The following is a 23116-nucleotide window of genomic DNA, read 5'->3' as shown; positions in this document are numbered from 1 at the left end:
TTACTTAATTACAAATTGATGGAATTATCTTCTATTATAATTGATTCTAGGTAGGTAGGCAAGAAATATTGCAGAAACCAGAACATCGGCAAATAGAAAAATAACTGCTTCAGGCATGAGCCTGATAAGCAGTTATTTTAAATTAATTATAAATGAACAACATTATCCTGAAATGGGTTCCGGATTAATGTTTAAAATGTCTCATTCCTGTGAATACCATTGCAATTCCATATTCATTACATTTCCTGATAGAGTCTTCATCGCGAATAGACCCACCCGGCTGGATAATTGCTGTAATTCCCGCTCTATATGCAGCCTCCACACAATCATCAAATGGGAAGAATGCATCAGAAGCTAATACACAGCCTTTTGCTGCATCCGGTCCGATTAGTTCTGCCGCATGATCAAAACACTGATTTGCAGCCCAGATACGGTTTACCTGACCAGGACCGATACCTACTGTCTGCTTATCTTTTGCAATTGCAATACCATTGGATTTTACAAATTTAACAACTCTCCATGCAAATTTCATATCCTCTAACTCTTTTTCTGTTGGAACTCTGTCTGTAACAACTTTAAGATCCCCTTCATCCATCAGCTTACTATCAATTGTCTGTACGATTAAGCCTCCATTTACTTTCTTAAGATCATAAGCATTTTCGTCTTGAGGAATTTCAATCCCTGGTAATTCTAACACTCTGAGATTCTTTTTAGAACGTAATATAGCAAGAGCCTCTTCTTCATAGCCTGGAGCTACGATTACTTCTAAGAAAATTTCAGCCATTTCTTTTGCCACTGCTGCAGTAACTTCTCTATTTACAACTACTATGCCGCCAAAGATGGAGACTTTATCTGCCTGAAACGCTTTATTCCATGCCTTATAGATATCTTCATCACTTCCAACTCCACATGGATTTCCATGTTTGCATGCAACAACAGTTGGTTCATTAAATTCTTTTAATAACTCAAGGGCACCATTGGTATCATTGATATTGTTAAAGGATAATTCTTTTCCATTTAGCTGTATCCCATCTGTAAGAGAGCCCGTCTTCTTACCAATTTCACGATAGAATGCTGCCTTCTGGTGAGGATTTTCCCCATATCTCATATCCTGAATCTTCTCGAAAGTCATCGTTAATGTTTCCGGAAGTTCATGATCCCCTCTTTCTTTCTTGAGATAATCTGCAATCATTGTGTCATAATTAGAAGTATGCATAAATACTTTCTGCATTAAATAGAATTTGGTATCCAGAGAAATCTGTTTGTTTCCCTTTAATTCCTGAAGGATTTTTTCGTAATCTCCTGGATCTACTACTACAGCAACATCTTGATAATTTTTGGCAGCAGAGCGAAGCATAGTTGGGCCTCCAATATCTATATTCTCAACAGCCTCATCTCTTGTCACTCCATCTTTTAGTATTGTTGCTTTAAATGGATATAGATTAACTATAACGATATCAATTGTCTCAATATTTAAATCTTCTAATTGTTTCATATGCTCTGGCTTACTTCTCATTGCAAGAAGACCGGCATGTACAATCGGATGCAATGTTTTAACCCGACCGTCAAGACATTCCGGAAAACCAGTTAATTCTGAGATCTCAATTGCCGGTATCCCGGATTCTTTTAATTTATTATAGGTACCACCTGTTGAAATAATCTCAATTCCAAGCTCTGTAAATTCTTTTGCCAACTCTACAATACCTGTTTTGTCAGATACACTAATTAATGCTCTCATTTTATTCTCCTTCTAAAATAAATATCATTTAGGTAATTGCGAAACTATTAAGTTTTCTAAATTTGCAAAATAGTTAATACAAATTCCTCCGCTCCAACGCTCCTTCCGCTTAGCTTCCGCTCTGGAATTGTATTAATTGTTTTACAAATAAATATAATTTTAGAGTTTCGCAATTGTCTACAAACTTCCGAGCAGACTTTAGAAAACTTCGTTTTCTAAAGTTCGTGGGCAGTCGCTCCGCTTTTTTGATATCTTCCGAGCAGACTTTAGAAAACTCCGTTTTCTAAAGTTCGTGGGCAGTCGCTCCGCTTTTCGATAACTTCCGAGCAGACTTTAGAAAACTTCGTTTTCTAAAGTTCGTGGGCAGTCGCTCCGCTTTTCGATAACTTCCGAGCAGACTTTAGAAAACTTCGTTTTCTAAAGTTCGTGGGCAGTCGCCCACTATCAGGATAATTAAGCCCGAACCCTCATATAAATATGAGGGTCGGCTTAAATTATCCTGCTGCTCGGCTCATTGCCTGCACGAAAATGACCGCCTGGGTAACCCAAAAAACGGTTTGCCCAGGCGGTCGGCTTATAATATCTGTACTCCCTATGGGTTATCCCATTTATCCGCCAGTTGTACAGATTTGATACTTGTAGTCTACTATAAGTTTTTCATTAAATCAATAGATTAATTATTGTTTCTTATTATTTTTTATTATATATTTTATTAATACTTTAAATAATATATCTGCAGTAGGTAACAAATATACTGTCAATCCCATTGTTTTTAATAAGGTAAGCGAATCTCAAAAGTAGTTCCTTTATTTTCTTCACTATCCACTCTGATTCTTCCCCCATAAAGCTCAACAATGTGTTTGACAATAGATAGCCCAAGTCCGGTTCCACCCTGTTTCCTTGCACGCCCTTTATCTACTCTGTAAAAGCGCTCAAATATCCTGGATAAATGCTCGCCCGCCATACCAATACCAGTATCACTTACACGTAATAACAATTTATTATTTTCTTCTTTACATTCAACCTTTATTGTACCTTGTTCCGTATATTTGATCGCATTATCCACTAAATTAATCATTAACTGTTTCATTCTGTCTGGATTACAAGAATACGGTCTCACATAGGAATCCTGCTCATAAATCAACTCTACGTTCTCTGTGATCTTTGGTCTTAGCAGCTCAATTACCTCTCCAATTGTTTTATCTACCCGGCAGGTCATTAATTCTTTATCTTTCTTAGATTCAATCTCTGAAAGTAACAGGATATCCTGTATCAGGCTAAATAGACGTTCCGCCTCTACATCAATTATGTCGAGGAATTTGTGAGCCACTGCCTTATCCTCTATTGCTCCATTCTTCAAAGTATCTATAAATCCACGTATGGAAGTCAAAGGTGTCTTTAGCTCGTGGGTAACATTAGATACAAAATCACTCCTCATATTTTCTAACTTTCGTATCTGTGTAATATCATCAAGAATTAAAAGTATACCTATGGATTGCCCTGCTGAAAGACTTATTGGTGTTGCTGTTACTTTAATAATTTTATTTATGCTTACATTTAAAATGCCTTCCCTTACTTCCGTCTCATTACTTTGTTTTACTCCTTCAAGCACATCAAAGATCACCGAGCTGCGAACAATACTATATAATGATTTCCCATTTAAATCCTCTTCTTTTGCTTCTGTGATGTCCATGAAAGATCGATTATGAAAAAGAATCAGGCTGCCATCATCAATTGCGACTACTCCACTGGCCATACTGCTAAGCATTGCTTCAAGTTCAGTATTTCTTTGAGTTAACGCAGATATTGTTGTTCTAAGATTCTTCGTCATGGAATTAAATGCACCTGCAAGGATTCCTATCTGGTCTGTTTCATCAGTATATATCTTTATATTATAATCACCTTCTGAAATTTTCTCTGCGGCGTTTGTAATCTCATTAATTGGTTTTGCTAATATCCTGGAGTAAAAAAATGCAGCGATACAGACGATAACAAGAGATAAAAAAGTAGTAGTGGCTATAGCTTTAATTAAATTCTCATCTAAAGTTGCAATTTCATCCAAAGGAACTGAGATACGGAGTACTCCTTTAAATTCATCTGTATTTACAGGAACTGCGCTATAAGAATAATCCTGGCCCATAGTTTGGGAATATCTGTTTACAACGACACTTTCTCCATTTAATGCTTTGGCTACTTCTTCTCTGGTCGCATGATTTTCCAGGGATTCCTGGGTAGTATCTCCAACCACATTCCCAAGGGAGTCTATTAAAGTAATTCGAATATCATATTTTTTCGAATATTCCATAATAAAATCATTGTAGGCTGCTTTTCCCTCAAAGTTTTCCTTCTCAAAGGTATCCGCTAAGATCTGAGCCTGCATTATATAGTAATCCTGGCCCTGCTGATCAATAAATTCATATCCTCTGCTCCAAAAAGATGTAATGGATATGAGAAGTACCAAAGTAATAATGATAAGATATGATAGAAATAATTTTTTTTGCATACTTCATCCCTCTCTCCTAGCTAAATTTGTAGCCAACACCTCTTACAGTCTTAATATAGATTGGGTTATTATCATCTTCTTCAATCTTTTTCCGAAGATTTCGAATATGCACATCTACAGTTCTTGTTTCACCAAGATAATCATATCCCCAGATTTTCTCTAATAAAGTGTCTCTGGAAAATACAATCCCTCGATTTTCTGCCAGCAAATAAAGCAACTCAAATTCTTTTAGGGATAATTCAATATCTGCATCATTTACCTGTACTGTTCTTCTTATCTTATTAATGGTGATATGATCAATAGTGATTTTCTCTTCTTTTTCTTCACTTTTAGAACTAAGTGGCCCTTCCGTTCTTCTAAGTACCGCCCGAATTCGTGCCAGAAGTTCAAGTACACCAAATGGCTTTGCCAGGTAATCATCTGCTCCCACTTCAAGACCAACAACTTTACTGATTTCATCAGATTTTGCAGTTAATAATATTACCGGCAGCTTCTTATAATTGCGATGAGACCTTATATTACGTAAAACTTCAATACCGTCAATACCAGGAAGCATTATGTCCAATATTGCAAGATCAATTTCATTTTTTTCAAGTAATTCTAATGCCTCTTCTCCTGTTTCAGCTGTAATTACTTTGTAACCCTCATTACTTAAGTTATAATTTATTAATTCTAAAATATGGACTTCATCATCTAGTACCAGTATTGTCTTTACACTCATATCCTCACCTTCTCTTTCTTAGAAAAATAAATTTACTAACTTAATACTAAATCCCCCGTCACAATAAATGTAATCCACTCAGCAATATTTGTTGCATGATCTGCCATTCTCTCAAGATATTTAATGATCATAAGATAATCTACACATTGTGGAATAACATCTTTATTGACCTGCATCATGGAAATCAAATCATCACGGATCACATTAAAATATTCATCTACTTCATCATCTGAGGCAATTACATTATTAGCCTTCTTTAAATCTGCCGTTACAAAGCTGTCAATGGTATCTATTACCATCTTCTTCATTGCAGTAACCATTTTATCCAAATTTTCAGGAGCTTTTGCTTTTGGTTTCTTATTAAGATCTATAATATATTCTGAGATATCAGCGCAATGATCTGCCATTCTTTCAATATCCGTAATTATCTTCATGATGGAAGTGATTTTTCTTAAGTCAGATGCTATTGGTTGCTGTTTTGCGATGATATTAATACAATCCCTTTCAATATTCTGTTCTAACAAATCGATTTCATCATCACGAATAATAATTTTTTTTGCCAATTCCACGTCAATATTCTCAAGCGCCAGAATCGTATCATTCATGGATTGTTCAACTATACTTCCCATCTTAATCACATTATTGTGTAATTGCTCTAATTCCTGTATAAAAACCTGTCTTGTCATGAATACCTCTCCTATCTTTAAAATTTTTCATTGTTTTATATAACACTATTTTAGACCATTTGATTCATTAATATTTCTATTTATATAATAATACTATATATTTAAAGAATCAACCAAAACGGCCTGTAATATAATCTTCTGTCTTTTTATCCACAGGGTTATTAAAGATCTGATGAGTATCCCCATATTCGATCATTTCCCCTAATAGGAAAAATGCTGTTTTATCTGATATTCTACTGGCTTGCTGCATATTATGAGTAACAATGATAATAGTATAATCTTTCTTTAATTCTACTGCCAGATCTTCAATCTTTAAAGTTGAGATTGGATCCAGGGCAGAAGTCGGTTCATCCATAAGAATTACTTCCGGTTCTACTGCAAGGGTTCTGGCAATACAGACTCTCTGCTGTTGACCACCGGATACTGCAAGGGCACTTTTCTTTAATTTATCTTTTACTTCATCCCAGATTGCAGCCTGTCTCAGACTCTTTTCTACTATTTCATCCAGTTGATTTTTCTTTTTAATCCCATGAATTCTGGGACCATAAGCTACATTATCATAGATACTCATTGGAAACGGATTCGGTTGCTGAAATACCATTCCCACACGTGATCTTAGCTTAATCACATCAATATCACTATAGATATCTACTCCGTCAAGATATATATTTCCACCAATCTGCACATTCTCTACTAAATCATTCATTCGGTTCAAAGTTTTTAAAAATGTGGATTTACCACATCCGGAAGGTCCAATAAAAGCAGTAATTTCATTTTCTTTTATCTCCATATTGATCTTCTTTAAAGCCTGGAAGCTGCCATAAAATAAATCTAAATCATTTACTGAAAATTTTGATACTGTATCGTTCACTTGTCTCACCTCTTTATTTATTTCCCTGTTTTGCTAAAAAATGTTTTGTAATTGTCTTTGATATAATATTTAAAACAATAATTAAAACCAATAACACAATAGCGATAGAGCTTGCTCCACTTAAATCACCGGATTCTTTTATTAACCAATATAATTTTGTTGTTAATGTTGCGGCTGCAGCTTCATTTCCTGTAAAAGCCGTTGGTATCTGGGCAACAGTACCTGCTGTCAATAATAACGCTGCGGATTCCCCTACAATACGCCCAATACTTAATATAATTGCTACCAGAATACCTGGTAAAGCATTTGGAAGTACTACTTTATAATTGGTCTGAAGTTTTGTGGCACCAAGTCCAAGGGAAGATTGCCGGTAAGTTGCCGGTATTGCTTTTAATGCTTCTTCTGTTGTTGATATTATTGTTGGTAAAAGTATAATACTGAGTGTCAATGCACCAGCAAGGATTGAATATTGCATCTGTAACATTTGAACAAATACTAACATACCAAATAAACCATAGATGATTGATGGTATTCCTGCCAGATTCTGAATTGCAAAACGGATTATATTCAATAACCGCCCTGCTTTTGCATATTCATTCAGATAAATTGCAGCCAGAATACCGATTGGTGCTGATATTAAAAGAGATAATAGTATAATATATATTGTAGACACCAGCATAGGGATGATACCCCCACCTGGACGAACTACCTTTAACTTCATTGTTTCATTCCCATTCTCTAAAGCTGTCGCTGCTTCTTCTATGGTGATATTCTCAAATATTGTTGTATCTGCTTTTGTAATAATATCTCCCTTTTTGATTGGATAAGAATCATTTTTAAGATTAACAGCTTCTTTCACTGGAGACTCTGACTCAATCTCTGTAATATATACTTTGTTCTTTTCATCTAAATCAATAGTAATCCCAAGTGACGATATATATCCATCTTTCGTGTTATTATCTACAGATTCCTCTTTTACGACTTTTACAAAAGTGGTCTTAGAATCCCACATTCGGGTCAGAAAATTTAAATTAATTCCCGGTAATCCCTTATATAATACAAATCCTAAGATAACCACTAATACTAATACGGTGAATGCAGTTGAAAAATAAATCAGCCCCTGTAAAATTCCATCTTTCATTTTTCTTGAATCCATTATTTTTCACCCGCCTTATTTGTAATTTTAATAAGTGTAATATTTACTACCATTATAAATATGAATAATACCACCCCGGTAGCAAATAACATCTCCTGATGTCTTCCAGATGCATATCCCATTTCCATAGAGATATTAGAAGTTAAAGGTCTGATTTTGTCGAATATACTGCTTGGAATGCCCCCGATTGGATTACCTGCAATCATCATTACTGCCATTGTTTCACCAATAGCTCTGCCTATCCCTAATACAGTTGCTGAAAGTATACCTGATTTTGCAGCAGGCAATACTGCCTGAAATATAGTCTGAGTCTTAGATGCGCCAAGCCCCAAGGATGCCTCACGATATGATTTTGGTACTGCTTTGATTGAAGCCTCTGTTAAATTTATAATTGTTGGTAATATCATAACAGTCAACACGCATATTACTGCCAACAAAGATTCTCCTTGCGGTCTTGGAGATATTTTATTAACTAAAGGCACAATAACACCTACACCAAAAGCTCCATAGATAACGGACGGAATGCCTGCCAATAATTCAATGGCAGGCTTTATAGTTTTCACTAATCCTTTTGGTGCAATTTCTGCAATATATACAGCAGTCAGTATACCGATCGGAACTCCAAAGATAATCGCTCCTATGGTAGCAAATACTGAGCCAACTATCATATAGAAAATTCCAAAGATATCATTTCCGGGATCCCATTTTGTTCCTGTAATAAATGCGCCAAAGCTATATGAATTGTCTCCCAGGAAAGGAGTTAATCCTTTCCAGAAGACAAATGCTATAATTGCTATTACACTTATTACACTGGCCATGGCACATAGTAAGAATATAGTTTCAATAATTTTTTCTACAATGTCTCTTACCCTATTCGGCTTCATTCTCACTTCAGCCATATCTGTATGAGCTTGTTTATCTATTACATTCTTGTTATTTTCCATACTCTTTCCATGCCCCTATCATGTTTAGTTTATTTTAATTCCGCCATGCGCTTCAACATACGCTTGTGCATCATCTGTTTTTGTAAATTCAACGAATGCTTTTGCTTCTGGGGTTAAGCTTTCTGCCTTATATGCGAATAAGAAAGGTCTTGATAATTTATAATCACCAGCTTTTGCATTCTCTGCATTTGCTTCTACTCCGCCTACAGTAAGCGCTTTTACTGTTTCATCAATAAATGAGAAAGATACATAACCTATTGAATTTTCATTTCCTGCTACACCAGTCTGAACATTACCGTTACCTTCTACTACAGTAGCCCCTTCTGATAATCCGCCGGCATCTTCTAATTTGATCAATTCTTCAAATGCACCTCTGGTACCAGATGCACCTTCTCTTGAAACTACAACGATTTCTGAATCTTTACCTCCAAGGTCTTTCCAGTTCGTTATCTGTCCACTATATATTTTTGCTAAATCTTCTAAAGAAATATCTGCTATCTCATTTGATGGATGTACTACTACAGCAATACCATCATAAGCAAATGCATCAGCAGTTAATCCCTGGCTGGTTTCTTCTTCTTTTAATTCTCTAGAGGATGCACCAAGTGAATTTACACCATCAATTGCATCTTGAATTCCTGCTGAAGAGCCAGTACCAGTATAATTAATTTTAACATCTGGATTTATTGCCTGGAATTCATCAATCATATCTAAAAGAATTTTTTCTACTGAAGTTGAACCTGTAATAACTACTGTTCCTGATAATCCTTCTGAATCACTATTTGTATCTTCACTAGCTTCTTCTGTTGTATTTCCCTGTTCTTCAGTCTTAGTTTCTTCATCTGCGGCTGTATCATTTCCTTTAGAACCACAAGCTGTAAATGCTAAAGTCATCGTTGCAATTAAACCAAAAGCTAATAATTTTTTCAATTTCATGTTCTTTCCTCCATTTTTTGAGTTATACATGTTGACTGTATAAGTTCTCCTCTATTTTTCTTTTTACAATAAACAATTTACACCCTGTTTGTTAAACCAGTATTTTTCCAATGTAAAGCTTATGTAAAGTGAATAAGAATGTGAATATCCAGAATTTATTTGGTAAAAATATATCTTTACCTTCTATAAGGACTAAGTTATCATTTCATATAGAAATATAATGTGTTATATTATAAATAATATGCACTTAACATCTTTGTAAAGAGAAACCGGGTGCCAGTAAAACCAGAAAGGATGAGGGTTTATATGAAGAAACAGAATTATTTAAAATGGGATGAATATTTTATGGGTATTGCACTTTTATCTGCTGAGAGAAGTAAAGATCCTAATACAAGTGTTGGGGCTTGTATTGTCAGTGAAGATAATAAGATTTTATCCCTGGGTTACAACGGAATGCCTATTGGCTGTTCTGATGATGAATATCCTTGGGAGAGGGAGGGCGATCCCCTAGATACGAAATATCTCTATGTATGCCATGCAGAGATGAATGCGATCCTTAATTATACCGGTACGAATATGAGAAATTCTAAAGTATATGTTACACTATTCCCATGTAATGAATGTTCCAAAGCATTAATTCAGAAAGGAATTAAAGAGATCATATATATGGAAGATAAATATGCGGATCAAGATTCTGTAAAAGCTTCAAAAAGAATGCTCGATTCTGCAGGTGTGAAGTATCGCATGTATCAGCCAATACATAAGACAATCACATTATCGTTATAAACATAAAAGCACTCTTAACTCTATGAATTTCATAAAAGTTAAGAGTGCTTCTTTAATTATCAACCTTCATTTTCAAATAAGGTGCATTAAGATATGTCTTATGCTTTATTATTTTCTATATAAATAAACACATCTCTTCTAAAATTATCCCATTTTTCTTCATGTTCAACAAAATATTTAGGGCAGTTTTTTCCTGTTACATCATAATGCCTTAAAATAGCCTCATATTCCAAATTATATTCGCAGACCAAGTATGCCACCAGTCTGACTAAAGAATTATAGCTTTCCTGATTGAACTTTCCTGTTTCATCAGGATGGCAAACTTCAATTGAAATCGTATCTTCATTTCTTTCATTGGATGCATATGCAATCTCACTGGTCGGAATACATTGTACGATATCTCCATTTAATCCTATAACAAAATGGCTGCTCACTTTTGTAATCCCCGAGTTTTTTAAATTCTCAAAATAATTTCTATTCTGTAATGCATCTGTTCCTGGATTGGCTGTGTAGTGTACCACTACTCCCTTTATCTTTTCAAGCTCAGTCTGTGGTCTGGAAAATTCATTTGGTGTAAGCAGTTGTACATTTAGATTAAGATCCCCCGGATAATTTCCTTTTAAAACAGTACCTTTTGACACCGTATAAATGGACTTTTCTTTCTTCCAAAAATTTGTATGAAATATTGCTCCTAATATACATAATACTGTAATTATTACAATCAATAGAACGCTTATTATAATAAGTAACTTAATTCTCTTTCTGGCTCTCCATTCTTTCTTTGTTAACCTTCTACCCATATACTTTCTCCCAAATTTCTCAAAAAGGGCTGCCGGGAAACGACAGCCCTAGATAAAACATAATTATTCGTCTACACTATAGTTTGGTGCTTCTTTCGTAATATGAATGTCATGTGGATGACTTTCTTTTAAAGATGCAGCTGAAATCTTAACAAATCTACCCGATTCTTTTAATGATTCAATACTTGCTGTTCCACAATAACCCATACCGGATCTTAAACCACCAATTAATTGGAACACGGTATCTTCTACCGTTCCTTTGTAGGCAACACGTCCTTCAACTCCTTCAGGCACTAATTTCTTAGCATCTGTCTGGAAATACCTGTCTTTACTGCCGTTTTCCATAGCTGCAATAGATCCCATACCACGGTATACTTTGTATTTTCTACCCTGGAATAATTCAAAGGTTCCCGGACTTTCATCGCAGCCTGCAAATATACTGCCCATCATACACACATTGGCTCCGGCAGCAATTGCTTTTGTCATATCTCCTGAGTATTTAATCCCTCCGTCTGCGATAATAGGAATACCATATTCATTTGCCACTTCGTAAGAGTCCATAATTGCAGTAACTTGGGGTACACCAATACCTGCCACTACTCTGGTTGTACAGATAGAACCAGGTCCAATACCAACTTTTACAGCATCTACACCTGCTTCGATAAGGGACTTCGCTGCTTCTCCTGTTGCTACATTACCTGCAATTACCTGTAGCTTTGGATATTTCTCTTTGATGATTTTTACCGTATTAACAACATTTAGAGAGTGTCCATGAGCAGAGTCAATGACTACTGCATCGACTTTGGCTTCTACTAACGCATCCACTCTTTCCAAAATATTATTTGTAATTCCTACTGCAGCGGCACAAAGAAGTCTTCCTTGTGCATCTTTTGCTGATAAAGGATATTTTATTTGTTTTTCAATGTCTTTTATTGTGATAAGTCCTTTTAAATTGCCTTTCTTATCTACAATCGGTAATTTTTCTACTCTTGCTCTTGCCAGTATTTTCTTTGCTTCGTTTAAAGTAATTCCTACAGGTGCAGTGATTAATCCTTCGGAAGTCATACATTCCTTAATCTTCTTTGAAAAATCTTCTTCAAACTTAAGATCACGGTTTGTAATAATACCAACGAGTTTTTTACCCTCTGTAATTGGTACACCTGATATTCTATACTTTGCCATAAGGTTATTTGCATCTTCTAGAGTATGTTCAGGTGATAAATAAAATGGGTCCGTAATGACACCATTCTCAGAACGTTTTACCTTGTCAACTTCCTCTGCCTGAGCCTCTATTGACATGTTCTTATGAATAACGCCAATTCCACCTTGTCTTGCCATTGCAATTGCCATTCTATGTTCCGTAACTGTGTCCATTCCTGCACTCATCATCGGAATATTTAATTTAATTGTTTTGGTAAGGTTTGTTGTTAAATCAACTTTGTTCGGAGTTACTTCCGAGTAAGCTGGTACCAACAGCACATCGTCAAATGTAATTCCATCGCCGATTATTGTTCCCATCCTAGATATCCTCTCTTTCTTTAAGTACGCTTGTTTTAAAATCATAATTTTAAAAAGTATAACCAATATTAATTGCATTGTCAACCATGAACCAATGGAAATTTCAATTTATCTCTAAGACGCCTTGCCCTTTATGTATCACAGGAATAGGTTAGGGCATATTTACTTTTCTCATACTTAAGGATTTTAGTGTTTCTAATACTTGTTTGATGACTTAAAACATCTCGGCAAAAAACCAACTCGCTTCGCTCAAACAGAATTTTTTGCCGAGATTGTCGCCCTCTAACAAGTAATAAGAAACACACAAATCCTTAAAGACTCGAAAATTGAATATGCCCTGCTCTATTCCATGAAGATATTGAGGCAAGGCTGTTCATTGGAAAAGTGACTTAGATCTCATTAAATACAACTTACGCTTACTAGTAACCTTGGTTTTATATTAAATTTGTTATTTATTAATTCCACTCCTCAAATATTGTTAAAGACAGGTACTTATGATAATATATGCTAAAGTTATGAACAATAGTTATTATAAATACACAGAGGGATAAAAGTGAAAAAAACGCTACTGGCTTGGAGGATGAACTATGAACTTAACAAAATATATCGGTGAGCAATTTGGGAAACCTACCGGAATTGGCGGGCGATTATCAACTTTTATTATGAACCGGATGAACCAAAAGCAGTATAAGAGCGTTATCAAGGCTATAGGTTCTAATCCACAGGAAAAGATATTAGATGTGGGTTTTGGAAATGGATACCTGATCAATAAATTGGCGAAACATAGTCAAAGTCAGTTTTATGGGATTGAAATCTCTGAAGATATGGTTGAACTTGCAAGAAAACGGAATCATAAGTTTATTCAAGGGAACAGGATGCATCTGGAAAAAGGAAATGTTTTAAATATGGATTACAGGAATGATTTCTTTGATGGGGTGTATACAGTTAATACCATATATTTTTGGTCAGATATAGATAGAGGATTATCAGAAATTAAAAGAGTATTAAAACCGGGCGGATTATTTGTAAATGCTATATATTCTAAAGAATTCTTAGATAAATTAAAATACACTGATTATGGTTTTTCAAAATATACCCCAACAGAAATTGAGGAAGCTGCACTACGAAATGAATTGAAGATTGTTAATGCTATTGAAATAAAACCTAATTTGTCATATTGTTTTATATTGCAAAAATGAAAAACATTTGTGAAATAGAGAAATCATTTGGGTGGAATCCGACTGAGGCTTGTGAAGAACATACCCTCAGGAAGGAAAGGCAGCACAAATGATTTCTCTATCCATAAAGCTTTATAACTTGTAAAGACAAAGTGTCTGTTAACTAATAAGTGACAACCTTTCTTGGGGATTTCAGTTTCATACATTCGATCATTTTTTCACTTGGTTCAAAAATAACCTGAATGTTCTGACCTTCTGTCTTATTCTTTACTCTTCCAATAATTGTATATGTTCTTGCATTAGAATCCAGAGAGGAATAATTTTTCTTTGGAAGGTTGCTGTTCTTATAAGAATCAAGGGAATGAGAATTTGTTGGCGCTACAATCTCAATTTGATCCAAATCCATTTTAAGCATTGTCTTTCTCTTTGCTTTTCCCATTATTTTATCAAAATCAATTTGTCCATCACAAAAAACATATTCATATTCAACACTTAATCTTGGAAAAAATATAAATGCTATGATTAAAGCCGCTGCGGGTAAAACCACTAAAAATGTTGATAATCCACTTATAAAAAAAGAAACAATGATAAATGCTATCATTCCCACTCTTGCAGCAATAGACTTTGCATTTTCCCTTCTCTTTACACCAGCTTCTGCATATAACTCGCTCATATATCATCCTCCTATAGTCAATTTCCTTTCTACATTATACAAAAGAATTCTTAAGAATAAAAGCTTTTTCCCAAATAATAAATAAGGTGAAGGTCATCTTGAACCTTCACCTTAAAAATTTCATTAATATAATACTATTTTGGAATTATTTAGTGATTACATCATGCCCATTCCCGGGTTGCCAGCTGGCATAGCTGGTTCGTTTGATTTTATATTAGCTACAACAGATTCTGTAGTTAAAAATGTTGATGCAACACTAGTAGCATTTTGAAGAGCACTTCTGGTTACTTTTGCAGGATCTAAGATACCAGCTGTAACCATATCAACATATTCTTCTTTTAACGCATCAAAACCGTATCCTAATTTTTGATCTCTTACTTTACTAATAATAACAGAACCTTCTAAACCTGCATTTGCTGCTATATGGAATAATGGAGATTCTAATGCTTTTAAAATTATGTTGGCACCAGTTTTTTCATCTCCTTCAAGCTCTGCTGCTAATTTTGCTACTTCTTTAGAAGCATGAATGTAAGCAGAACCACCACCTGCTACGATACCTTCTTCTACACCGGCTCTGGCTGCTGCAAGAGCATCTTCTAAACGAAGTTTGCTTTCTTTCATTTCTGTTTCAGTTGCTGCACCCACACGAATTACAGCTACACCACCAGCAAGTTTAGCAAGTCTTTCTTGTAATTTTTCTCTATCAAAATCAGAAGTTGTTTCAACTATTTGAGTTTTAATCTGATTGATTCTTGCATCAATTTCTTCTTTACTTCCTTCACCATCTACAATGATAGTATTTTCTTTTTCAACACGAACAGATTTTGCACGTCCTAGTTGGTCAAGAGTAGCTTCTTTTAAGTCTAAGCCCAGTTCTTCTGTAATTACAGTACCACCTGTTAAGATTGCAATGTCTTGTAACATAGCTTTTCTTCTATCGCCATATCCAGGTGCTTTCACAGCGACAACATTAAATGTACCTCTTAATTTATTAAGGATTAATGTAGTTAGTGCTTCTCCTTCTACATCCTCTGCAATAATTAATAATTTAGCACTTGTTTGAACTATTTGTTCAAGAATTGGAAGAATTTCCTGAATGTTAGAAATCTTCTTATCAGTAATTAAAATATATGGGTTGTCAAGTTCTGCAACCATCTTATCCATATCAGTAGCCATATATGCTGATACATAGCCTCTGTCAAATTGCATACCTTCTACTAAGTCTAATTCAGTTAACATTGTCTTAGATTCTTCGATTGTAATAACGCCATCGTTAGATACTTTTTCCATAGCATCTGCAACTAATTGTCCTACTACGTCATCACCAGCAGAAATTGCCGCAACTCTTGCAATCTGCTCTTTTCCATTTAATTTAGAACTCATCTTACCAATAGACTCAACTGCTACTTCCGTTGCTTTCTTCATACCTTTTCTTAAGATAATTGGATTTGCACCAGCTGCTAAATTTTTAATACCTTCATTAATCATAGCTTGTGCTAATACAGTTGCAGTTGTTGTACCATCACCGGCAACATCATTTGTCTTTGTTGCTACTTCTTTTACTAATTGAGCACCCATATTTTCAAATGCATCTTCTAATTCAATTTCCTTTGCAATTGTAACACCATCATTTGTAATAAGTGGTGCACCAAATGATTTATCTAATACAACATTTCTTCCTTTTGGTCCTAATGTTACTCTCACTGTATCTGCTAGTTGATTCACACCAGATTCAAGTGCTGCTCTGGCTTCAGCTCCATATTTAATTTGTTTCGCCATTGTATCTGCCTCCTAATATCATTCTTTTTATACTATTTTTATTTTCTTTCAAAATTAAACTATTCTACTATTGCAACAATATCGCTTTGTTTAACAACGATAAATTCATCTTCACCTAATTTAACCTCTGTTCCAGCATATTTTGAATAGATTACCTTGTCTCCAACTTTAACCTGCATAGTTACTTCTTTTCCATCCACTATGCCACCTGGTCCAACTGCGATAACTTCAGCTTGTTGTGGTTTTTCTTTCGCTTGACCTGGTAATACGATACCTGATTTTGTTGTTTCTTCTGCTTCTAATTGTTTTAATACTACCCTATCACCTAATGGTACTAATTTCATGTTGTAATCCTCCTTATAATTTTATTTCTCTTTATATTTTATGAAGTTATTAGCACTCATATGAATTGAGTGCTAACTGATAGAATATATATTAGTGAATTTGCCTTTAATATGCAAATTTTAAATTCCTCTAATTTGAAGTGATTTCAAATTAAATATATAATTTACTCTTGTTTTCTCTTGTTTTCTCTCTTTTTCTCTGAGTTGTTGTAATCATCCTAAGATTCCAACTATTATAAAATGCAAACGTTACGGTAATATATACATCAACCTTGTTAATTATGACACATTTTTCATCTTATTATCCCTGGCATAATAAAATAGATATTGCTGGGCAAAGCCTGCATATTCTCCAAAGTGTTCCTTTGCAAATTCTTTAATAATATCTTTCTTTGTTTCTTCGTGAAAATAAAGATTTTCCATGACTCTTTTTATCCATACATCAACAGGAAATGACTCACTTCTTGAAAGTCCAAAAAGCATAACACAGTTTGCTATCTTTTCTCCTACTCCTTTGATCGACGTTAAAATTTCCAATACTTTTTCTGTACTTTGATTCATTAGCTTATCCCTTGTAACTCTGCCTTCCAAGACGGACCGGCAGGCATTTACAAGATAAGGTGCACGAAATCCCGCTTTACAGTCGCGGAATTCTTCTTCACTTACTTTGCTTAAGCGTTCTACCGTAGGGAAACTATAATATTCCTTTCCACACATCTCGCCTATTTTTTCACCGTACCGATTAGATATTAATTCTACGATTTGTTTAATATGAGGTATCTGCTTGTTCTGTGAAATAATAAATGTAATAAGCATCTCAAAAAAATCCTGATTCAGAATATGAACCCCCGATTTACTATGAATTGCTTCTTGTAATACCTTATCTTTCTTTAGCAGACTTTTCTTGATCAATCCATAATCTCTGTTCAAATCAAAATATTCTTTCCAGATTAAATTAAAGTCTTCTAAACCAGTATCATAAAAGATAATATCATCTTCTTTTTGCTCAATATGCAGTATTCTCCCTTTGGCCACAAGAATATAATCATCTTCACATATTTTATCAAATCGAAAACATTGGCCGCATTCTAAAGTCTGACCAATATTAAAATCTCTCAAACCCTGAACAATAATATTTCCATTTTTCTCAATTATCTTCATAACTCTCTCCTAATGTGATTCCAATTTACATTTTCTATTATATATGACCTCTCCCCAATTAGAAAGTGTTATTTCATGTTAGCGGTTTGATGGCATCACAAAACCATCTATCAAATAAAATGATACCTTTTGATTTACTCCAAAAGCAATGATATAATAGTTCTAGTGTATTTTACAAATGAGATATTCGAGAGGAAATTGGAAGATGAAAGAACAATTATATACTATCCCTGTAAATGATGCCTTTGATAAAGATACAGAATGCCCCCTTTGTTCCATGAGGGAAACACTTGAAGAGGAGGCAATTGCATATACCTTGGGACCAAGTTATATGGAAGAAGATGTGAGAGCTGTCACAGATGAAAAAGGATTTTGTCCGGAACATCTTAAGATGCTATACAATAATCAGAATCGATTAGGATTGGCACTAATATTAAATACTCATTTGAATAAAATCAATAGAGATATTGAACATTTAATGAAGTCCCAGCCTAAAATATCTTCATCCTCTATATTTAAAAAGAAGGCAGCTAATAATGAGATCGCTGACTATGTGGATAAATTAAAAACGTCCTGTTTTATCTGTGATAAGATAAATGATACCTTCAATCATTATATAAAAACTATCTATCATTTATATAAAACAGATCCAAACTTCTCCAAAAAGTTTCGTGATACTAAAGGATTTTGTATCGACCATTATAGCTTACTTTATAAAAACGCACCAAACTATTTTCATGGAAAATACCTGGATGATTTTATAGCAGAACTTAATTCCCTTTATATGAATAATATGAAAAGAGTGAATGAAGATTTAGAATGGTTCATTAACAAATTCGATTATCGATATGGGGACGAACCCTGGAAAGAAGCAAAAGATGCAATTCCCAGAACAATGTTAAAAACAAATAGTATTAATTTATAAATTTAAGATAGATAAAAATAGAGTTATTATTCCACTCTCAGATTATGTGAGTGGAATAATAACTCTATTTATGTTCATTTGGTATTAAGATAATACCCCTTGATTATTCAATATTAAGTTCCGATAGTCTCTATAATCCACAAGTTTTCCTTGATAGATTTTCTTGAGTTTTGGACAAATTCTTATATCAAAAGGTCTGACCAAAGCACTGCTCTTATTAAATAATTTAATCCCACTCTTCTCCAATATATGTGCAACAAATTGAGAGCAGAAATATCGATTCTTTGAATTGATTGGTTTATGAATCATAACGCCAACAATTCCAAGAAAATTATAAGAATATTTATCACGATTACGTTTAAAGACTTCAACTTCAGATTTTAATCTGTCATACTGTTCCTGTGTTACCTTAAGGCTATACACGCAGCAAGTAGTCTCTGTACATGCTCCAAACACACCTGAATTAATATCTTCTTCTACAAATCCAGTAATAAACGGATTTTTAGGTCTTAGCCTTGCGAAACTATACATTTCTTCTAAGTCTTCATCAAATGCAATAGATGCATGGGCATATGGTTCTTTTGTATAGAGTTTAATCAATCTTGCAAAATATGTCCTGGTTTGCGATAGCATAATATAGATTTCCCGGTCCTCAGGTAATTGTTCTTTTTCTTTGCTATTCGCTCTATTCTTAAAGTAATGGTTTTTCCTACTTTTTGAAGCCATCCTTATACTCTCTCCTATAAATCCCTTTTTTTCCCTTAATTCTATTTTTTCGCATTTTGAATTAATTCTTTAATATCTCTTGCCTTTGATTTTATTCTCTCATTAGCATCTTTTGAAATTAAAACTCTTGATATCCATCTGCTGGATTCGTCTAATTTACCACAGCGCCTTGCCAAATCGGCTACCAAATAAGTTGTAGTAATTTCATCCATTCCACACATTGGGAAAAGTTCCTTCTCAAAAGCAGACATAAATCCTTCATATGCCTTATTAGTAAATTCTAATTCTTCTTTTGCTAAAGCTTTCTTTACTTCATCGTAATTCGGTGTATCCGCTGGTAATGATTCTGATTTACCACGAAGTAACCAGGCTAATTTAAGACAAGTGTATGCTCTCTCGCTTATTTTACCTTTTTTCACAATAGTATTAACTAATGCAAGTTTATGTCTTGCAATTGCATCATCATAAGATAAGATATCACCTTCTTCAGTTAACCCTTTGAAATTTGTTGATATCTGCGCTTTAATCAATTTTGCCTGAGCGGCAGTCATATAATTAAAGAAACGATTTAAGGCACTATATCCACATTTTGGGCAGACAATAGCATCATACTTTAATGAATCAAGAAGATGATATTTGGGTCTTAAATCTGTATCTGCTGATAATAATTTAACTTTACCAGTTTTAACTGTTTTAGATTTAAATTCTTCTTCACATACCGGACAATTAAATGTCTTTTCAAATATGAAATCTGCTTCATTAAACTTTGGCTTTTCTTTTTGTGTACTACTCGTTTTCTTTTCTGCACTTTCTTCAACACTATAAATATCCATATTAGATAATTTACCCAGACCAAAATCTTCCAATCCAGAAAATATGTTTCCCATCTTGCTTCCTCCTTAAACTGGTTTGTAAGAACTCTTTAATGAAACAATTCTATTAAATACCAGATGCTCCTCATTTGAATCTTTAGAATCTATACAAAAATATCCGCTTCTTAAAAACTGGTAACTATCATGTGCCTTACTTCCATCAAAGCTTGGTTCAACATAACATTCTTTTAAAATGGTGAGTGAATTTGGATTTAAATTAAGACTGCCATCCTCATTATAAACACCTTTTTCTTCATCAACGATATTCTCATATAATCTAACTTCTGCATTTTTTGCATGTGGCGCGCTTACCCAGTGAATGGTACCTTTTACTTTGCGCCCTGTAAATCCGGATCCGCTCTTTGTTTCCGGATCATAAGTGCAGTGAATCTCAACTACTTTTCCTGTCTCATCCGTAATATACTCTTCACACTTCACAAAATATGCATGCATTAAACGGACTTCGTTTCCTGGAAATAATCTAAAGTATTTCTTAGGTGGTTCTATCATAAAGTCTTCTCTCTCTATATATAGTTCACGACTAAAAGGAACCTTTCTGACTCCCATTTCTTCATTCTCCTGATTATTTGGAACTTCAAGATATTCTACTTGATCTTCAGGATAATTGGTGATAACCAATTTGATCGGATCTAAGATTGCCATCATTCTTGGCTTCTTCAATTTCAAATCTTCACGAATACAATATTCAAGCATCGCATAATCTACTGAACTATTACTTTTGGATACACCGCACAATTCCATAAACATGCGAATGGATTCCGGTGTAAAGCCTCTTCTTCTCAGAGCACTGATAGATACAAGCCTTGGGTCATCCCATCCATCTACAATGCCATCTTCTACTAACTTTTTAATATATCTTTTACCAGTGATTACATTTGTTAAATATAACTTGGCAAATTCAATCTGCTTTGGTGGATTCGGATATTCTAATTCATTCACGACCCAATCATACAATGGCCTGTGATCTTCAAATTCAAGAGTACAGATAGAATGAGTAATCCCTTCAATTGCATCCTCAATTGGATGAGCAAAATCATACATTGGATAAATACACCACTTATCCCCTGTGTTATGATGTGTCATTCTTGCAATACGGTAAATAATTGGATCTCTCATATTTATATTTGGTGAGCTCATATCAATTTTTGCCCGAAGAACTTTGGAACCGTCTTCAAATTCACCACTCTTCATAGCCTCAAACAATGCAAGATTCTCTTCAACAGTTCTATCCCTGTAAGGACTATTCTTTCCAGGCTCTTTTAAGGTACCACGGTATTCTTTTATTTCATCAGCAGTCAAATCACATACAAAAGCTTTTCCTTTTTTAATTAACTTAACGGCTGCTTCATACATTTGATCAAAGTAATTTGAAGCGAAAAATAATCTATCTTCAAAATCTCCACCAATCCATTTTACATCTTCAATAATAGATTCAACAAATTCAGTTTTTTCTTTGGTAGGATTTGTATCATCAAATCTTAAATTAAACTTTCCACCATATTTTTTTGATAATCCATAATTTAATAATATAGATTTAGCATGTCCAATATGAAGATATCCGTTTGGTTCTGGTGGAAATCTTGTCATAATACTACTACAATGACCTTCTTCTATATCTTTTTCGATAATTTGTTCTATAAAATTTTTTGAAACTATTTCTTTTTCGCTTGAAACATTATCCATATCTATATGTTTCCTCCTTAAGTCACAAATTCTAGACAGAATACGCCTGTTATTCCTGTACATATGATATTATAATACCACATATTTTTCTAATATAAAAGCCTTAAATATCAAAAGGGCTTATCCCAAGAGATAAGCCCTAAAATCATATCTATTATTACCAAAAATAGTGATCCCCAATCTTAACACCTGATGGATAACTACTCGCTAAAGATCTTGTATATCTGGTAAAGTACTCGCGACCACCAACATAATTTTTGCCTTCCAGTGCTGCTTTGGCTGCCTTAATACAGTCCTTTTCCTGTGCTGAATCAAAATCATTATAGTTGTTTAAAGCACGTTCAAATGAACCATTACGTACTACAGAGAATTGATTCGGTGCATAAATAACATCACGGATTTTCTCAGCTGTTATCTTCTTAGAACCTACTCTGTTAAGTACTACATTCGCTACTGCAACTTTACCTTTGTATGGTTGATTTCCCGCTTCTGTATATATTAAAGCCGCTAAATACTTCACTTGTTTATTATATTCTGCAGTTTGTTTCTTCTTAAGTGCTGCTTTCTTTGCAGCTGTTTTTTTCTCTGCCGCAGCTTTTGCCTTGGCTTCTTCTTCTGCCTTCTTCTCTTCCGCTGCTTTTTCTGCTGCTTCTTTCTCTGCTGCAATCTTTTCTTCTTCTGTCAAAGTTACTTCTGTATTCGTATCTGTTGTTTCTGTATCAGTCGCTTCTAATGCTGTTTCCGTTGTAGTTGTAATAGTACTGTCAACTACGGTTTCTGTTTCTGTGGTTTCTGCAGCCAGCGCTCTTATATCAGCTGAACCCAAAAGCAATACTCCTGCCAGAAAACCAATTAAAAGTTTCTTTGTTTTCATAATTAATCTCCTTATATAACCTTAGTTCTATTGGTTATCTTTGGTAGTTCTTTTAATGAAATATTACAAATTAGATATTTTTCATAAAATCAGTAACATTTTGTTAACAATTACTTAATAAGTATAACATAATAATCCAAAAAATCAAGTCTTTTTAATCTTTATTTATATCTTGGCTATCTCCTCATTATCATAATATGCTAAATTTTACGTGTTATTCA

Annotated in this window: 21 protein-coding genes and 1 riboswitch; of the genes, 3 read left to right on the top strand and 18 right to left on the bottom strand. The window is 34.2% G+C overall.

Features of this window, described 5'->3' with window-relative positions; translation table 11 throughout:
- Positions 1–184: 184 nt before the first annotated feature.
- The 8 genes from purH to EDD66_RS13015 all read right to left on the bottom strand — a co-directional run bounded on the left by purH (position 185) and on the right by EDD66_RS13015 (position 9555).
- Positions 185–1738: a bifunctional phosphoribosylaminoimidazolecarboxamide formyltransferase/IMP cyclohydrolase gene (gene purH / locus EDD66_RS13050; RefSeq protein ID WP_123610036.1), complete on the bottom strand. Its 1554-nt coding sequence runs from the start codon at positions 1736–1738 to the stop codon at positions 185–187.
- A 552-nt stretch (positions 1739–2290) separates the two neighbouring features.
- A riboswitch (ZMP/ZTP riboswitch) is annotated at positions 2291–2371 on the bottom strand.
- Between the two features lie 139 nt (positions 2372–2510).
- Positions 2511–4241 (bottom strand): sensor histidine kinase, encoded by a 1731-nt coding sequence (locus EDD66_RS13045; protein WP_123610035.1) that lies wholly within the window; start codon positions 4239–4241, stop codon positions 2511–2513.
- Between the two features lie 16 nt (positions 4242–4257).
- Positions 4258–4962, bottom strand: a complete 705-nt coding sequence (locus tag EDD66_RS13040; protein ID WP_123610034.1) for a response regulator transcription factor — start codon at positions 4960–4962, stop codon at positions 4258–4260.
- A 35-nt stretch (positions 4963–4997) separates the two neighbouring features.
- Positions 4998–5648: a phosphate signaling complex protein PhoU gene (phoU, locus tag EDD66_RS13035; protein WP_123610033.1), complete on the bottom strand. Its 651-nt coding sequence runs from the start codon at positions 5646–5648 to the stop codon at positions 4998–5000.
- Positions 5649–5757: 109 nt separating this feature from the next.
- Positions 5758–6519, bottom strand: coding sequence for a phosphate ABC transporter ATP-binding protein PstB (gene pstB, locus EDD66_RS13030; protein WP_243115359.1), 762 nt, complete (start codon positions 6517–6519; stop codon positions 5758–5760).
- A 13-nt stretch (positions 6520–6532) separates the two neighbouring features.
- Positions 6533–7675, bottom strand: a complete 1143-nt coding sequence (gene pstA / locus EDD66_RS18710) for a phosphate ABC transporter permease PstA (protein ID WP_243115358.1) — start codon at positions 7673–7675, stop codon at positions 6533–6535.
- On the bottom strand, positions 7675–8619 hold the full coding sequence (pstC, locus tag EDD66_RS13020; protein WP_330511194.1) for a phosphate ABC transporter permease subunit PstC: 945 nt from the start codon (positions 8617–8619) through the stop codon (positions 7675–7677). The genes pstA and pstC overlap by 1 nt, the downstream gene beginning before the upstream one ends.
- Before the next feature lie 24 nt (positions 8620–8643).
- Positions 8644–9555 (bottom strand): phosphate ABC transporter substrate-binding protein, encoded by a 912-nt coding sequence (locus EDD66_RS13015; protein ID WP_170164352.1) that lies wholly within the window; start codon positions 9553–9555, stop codon positions 8644–8646.
- Between the two features lie 306 nt (positions 9556–9861).
- On the opposite strand from EDD66_RS13015, the gene EDD66_RS13010 reads away from it, so the two are divergent.
- On the top strand, positions 9862–10341 hold the full coding sequence (locus EDD66_RS13010) for a deoxycytidylate deaminase (protein ID WP_123610030.1): 480 nt from the start codon (positions 9862–9864) through the stop codon (positions 10339–10341).
- A 98-nt stretch (positions 10342–10439) separates the two neighbouring features.
- Here EDD66_RS13010 and EDD66_RS13005 read toward each other — a convergent pair whose 3' ends face one another.
- Both EDD66_RS13005 and guaB read right to left on the bottom strand, forming a co-directional pair.
- Complete coding sequence (locus tag EDD66_RS13005; RefSeq protein WP_123610029.1) at positions 10440–11141, bottom strand: peptidoglycan recognition protein family protein; 702 nt, start codon at positions 11139–11141, stop codon at positions 10440–10442.
- Positions 11142–11204: 63 nt separating this feature from the next.
- Positions 11205–12659, bottom strand: a complete 1455-nt coding sequence (guaB, locus tag EDD66_RS13000) for an IMP dehydrogenase (RefSeq protein ID WP_123610028.1) — start codon at positions 12657–12659, stop codon at positions 11205–11207.
- A gap of 587 nt (positions 12660–13246) precedes the next feature.
- Between guaB and EDD66_RS12995 the strand changes: the two genes are divergently transcribed.
- Complete coding sequence (locus EDD66_RS12995; RefSeq protein WP_123610027.1) at positions 13247–13858, top strand: class I SAM-dependent methyltransferase; 612 nt, start codon at positions 13247–13249, stop codon at positions 13856–13858.
- A 142-nt stretch (positions 13859–14000) separates the two neighbouring features.
- Here the strand turns inward: EDD66_RS12995 and EDD66_RS12990 are convergent, their stop codons facing one another.
- The 4 genes from EDD66_RS12990 to EDD66_RS12975 all read right to left on the bottom strand — a co-directional run bounded on the left by EDD66_RS12990 (position 14001) and on the right by EDD66_RS12975 (position 17794).
- Positions 14001–14510, bottom strand: coding sequence for a DUF6106 family protein (locus tag EDD66_RS12990; RefSeq protein WP_123610026.1), 510 nt, complete (start codon positions 14508–14510; stop codon positions 14001–14003).
- Between the two features lie 156 nt (positions 14511–14666).
- Positions 14667–16289 (bottom strand): chaperonin GroEL, encoded by a 1623-nt coding sequence (gene groL / locus EDD66_RS12985; RefSeq protein ID WP_123610025.1) that lies wholly within the window; start codon positions 16287–16289, stop codon positions 14667–14669.
- A 59-nt stretch (positions 16290–16348) separates the two neighbouring features.
- Positions 16349–16633 (bottom strand): co-chaperone GroES, encoded by a 285-nt coding sequence (locus EDD66_RS12980; RefSeq protein ID WP_123610024.1) that lies wholly within the window; start codon positions 16631–16633, stop codon positions 16349–16351.
- Positions 16634–16912: 279 nt separating this feature from the next.
- Positions 16913–17794, bottom strand: coding sequence for a DNA-3-methyladenine glycosylase family protein (locus EDD66_RS12975; protein ID WP_123610023.1), 882 nt, complete (start codon positions 17792–17794; stop codon positions 16913–16915).
- 205 nt (positions 17795–17999) lie between these two features.
- On the opposite strand from EDD66_RS12975, the gene EDD66_RS12970 reads away from it, so the two are divergent.
- A complete protein-coding gene (locus tag EDD66_RS12970; RefSeq protein ID WP_123610022.1) occupies positions 18000–18719 on the top strand; it encodes a DUF6062 family protein in 720 nt (239 codons plus the stop codon).
- A gap of 84 nt (positions 18720–18803) precedes the next feature.
- On the opposite strand, the gene EDD66_RS12965 is transcribed toward EDD66_RS12970, so the two are convergent.
- The 4 genes from EDD66_RS12965 to EDD66_RS12950 form a co-directional block, all read right to left on the bottom strand.
- A complete protein-coding gene (locus EDD66_RS12965) occupies positions 18804–19445 on the bottom strand; it encodes a hypothetical protein (protein WP_243115357.1) in 642 nt (213 codons plus the stop codon).
- Positions 19446–19486: 41 nt separating this feature from the next.
- Positions 19487–20332, bottom strand: coding sequence for a DUF2225 domain-containing protein (locus EDD66_RS12960; protein ID WP_123610021.1), 846 nt, complete (start codon positions 20330–20332; stop codon positions 19487–19489).
- A gap of 12 nt (positions 20333–20344) precedes the next feature.
- Positions 20345–22021, bottom strand: a complete 1677-nt coding sequence (locus EDD66_RS12955; RefSeq protein ID WP_123610020.1) for a glutamine--tRNA ligase/YqeY domain fusion protein — start codon at positions 22019–22021, stop codon at positions 20345–20347.
- Positions 22022–22178: 157 nt separating this feature from the next.
- Positions 22179–22895, bottom strand: coding sequence for a cell wall hydrolase (locus EDD66_RS12950; RefSeq protein WP_123610019.1), 717 nt, complete (start codon positions 22893–22895; stop codon positions 22179–22181).
- Positions 22896–23116 lie beyond the last annotated feature (221 nt).

Source organism: Mobilisporobacter senegalensis (assembly GCF_003752155.1).
Taxonomy (GTDB): domain Bacteria; phylum Bacillota; class Clostridia; order Lachnospirales; family Lachnospiraceae; genus Mobilisporobacter; species Mobilisporobacter senegalensis.
This window is presented reverse-complemented; position numbering and strand designations above follow the sequence as displayed.

Coding starts and splice junctions, on each gene's coding strand:
- EDD66_RS13040 (WP_123610034.1), bottom strand. CDS start 4,962: ATGAGTGTAAAGACAATACTGGTACTAGATGATGAAGTCCATATTTTA.
- groL (WP_123610025.1), bottom strand. CDS start 16,289: ATGGCGAAACAAATTAAATATGGAGCTGAAGCCAGAGCAGCACTTGAA.
- EDD66_RS13015 (WP_170164352.1), bottom strand. CDS start 9,555: ATGAAATTGAAAAAATTATTAGCTTTTGGTTTAATTGCAACGATGACT.
- EDD66_RS12965 (WP_243115357.1), bottom strand. CDS start 19,445: ATGGCTTCAAAAAGTAGGAAAAACCATTACTTTAAGAATAGAGCGAAT.
- phoU (WP_123610033.1), bottom strand. CDS start 5,648: ATGACAAGACAGGTTTTTATACAGGAATTAGAGCAATTACACAATAAT.
- EDD66_RS12970 (WP_123610022.1), top strand. CDS start 18,000: ATGAAAGAACAATTATATACTATCCCTGTAAATGATGCCTTTGATAAA.
- EDD66_RS12955 (WP_123610020.1), bottom strand. CDS start 22,021: ATGGATAATGTTTCAAGCGAAAAAGAAATAGTTTCAAAAAATTTTATA.
- EDD66_RS13045 (WP_123610035.1), bottom strand. CDS start 4,241: ATGCAAAAAAAATTATTTCTATCATATCTTATCATTATTACTTTGGTA.
- EDD66_RS12975 (WP_123610023.1), bottom strand. CDS start 17,794: ATGAAGATAATTGAGAAAAATGGAAATATTATTGTTCAGGGTTTGAGA.
- guaB (WP_123610028.1), bottom strand. CDS start 12,659: ATGGGAACAATAATCGGCGATGGAATTACATTTGACGATGTGCTGTTG.
- EDD66_RS12980 (WP_123610024.1), bottom strand. CDS start 16,633: ATGAAATTAGTACCATTAGGTGATAGGGTAGTATTAAAACAATTAGAA.
- EDD66_RS13010 (WP_123610030.1), top strand. CDS start 9,862: ATGAAGAAACAGAATTATTTAAAATGGGATGAATATTTTATGGGTATT.
- purH (WP_123610036.1), bottom strand. CDS start 1,738: ATGAGAGCATTAATTAGTGTATCTGACAAAACAGGTATTGTAGAGTTG.
- EDD66_RS13005 (WP_123610029.1), bottom strand. CDS start 11,141: ATGGGTAGAAGGTTAACAAAGAAAGAATGGAGAGCCAGAAAGAGAATT.
- EDD66_RS12960 (WP_123610021.1), bottom strand. CDS start 20,332: ATGGGAAACATATTTTCTGGATTGGAAGATTTTGGTCTGGGTAAATTA.
- EDD66_RS12950 (WP_123610019.1), bottom strand. CDS start 22,895: ATGAAAACAAAGAAACTTTTAATTGGTTTTCTGGCAGGAGTATTGCTT.
- EDD66_RS12995 (WP_123610027.1), top strand. CDS start 13,247: ATGAACTTAACAAAATATATCGGTGAGCAATTTGGGAAACCTACCGGA.
- EDD66_RS12990 (WP_123610026.1), bottom strand. CDS start 14,510: ATGAGCGAGTTATATGCAGAAGCTGGTGTAAAGAGAAGGGAAAATGCA.
- pstA (WP_243115358.1), bottom strand. CDS start 7,675: ATGGATTCAAGAAAAATGAAAGATGGAATTTTACAGGGGCTGATTTAT.
- pstC (WP_330511194.1), bottom strand. CDS start 8,619: ATGGAAAATAACAAGAATGTAATAGATAAACAAGCTCATACAGATATG.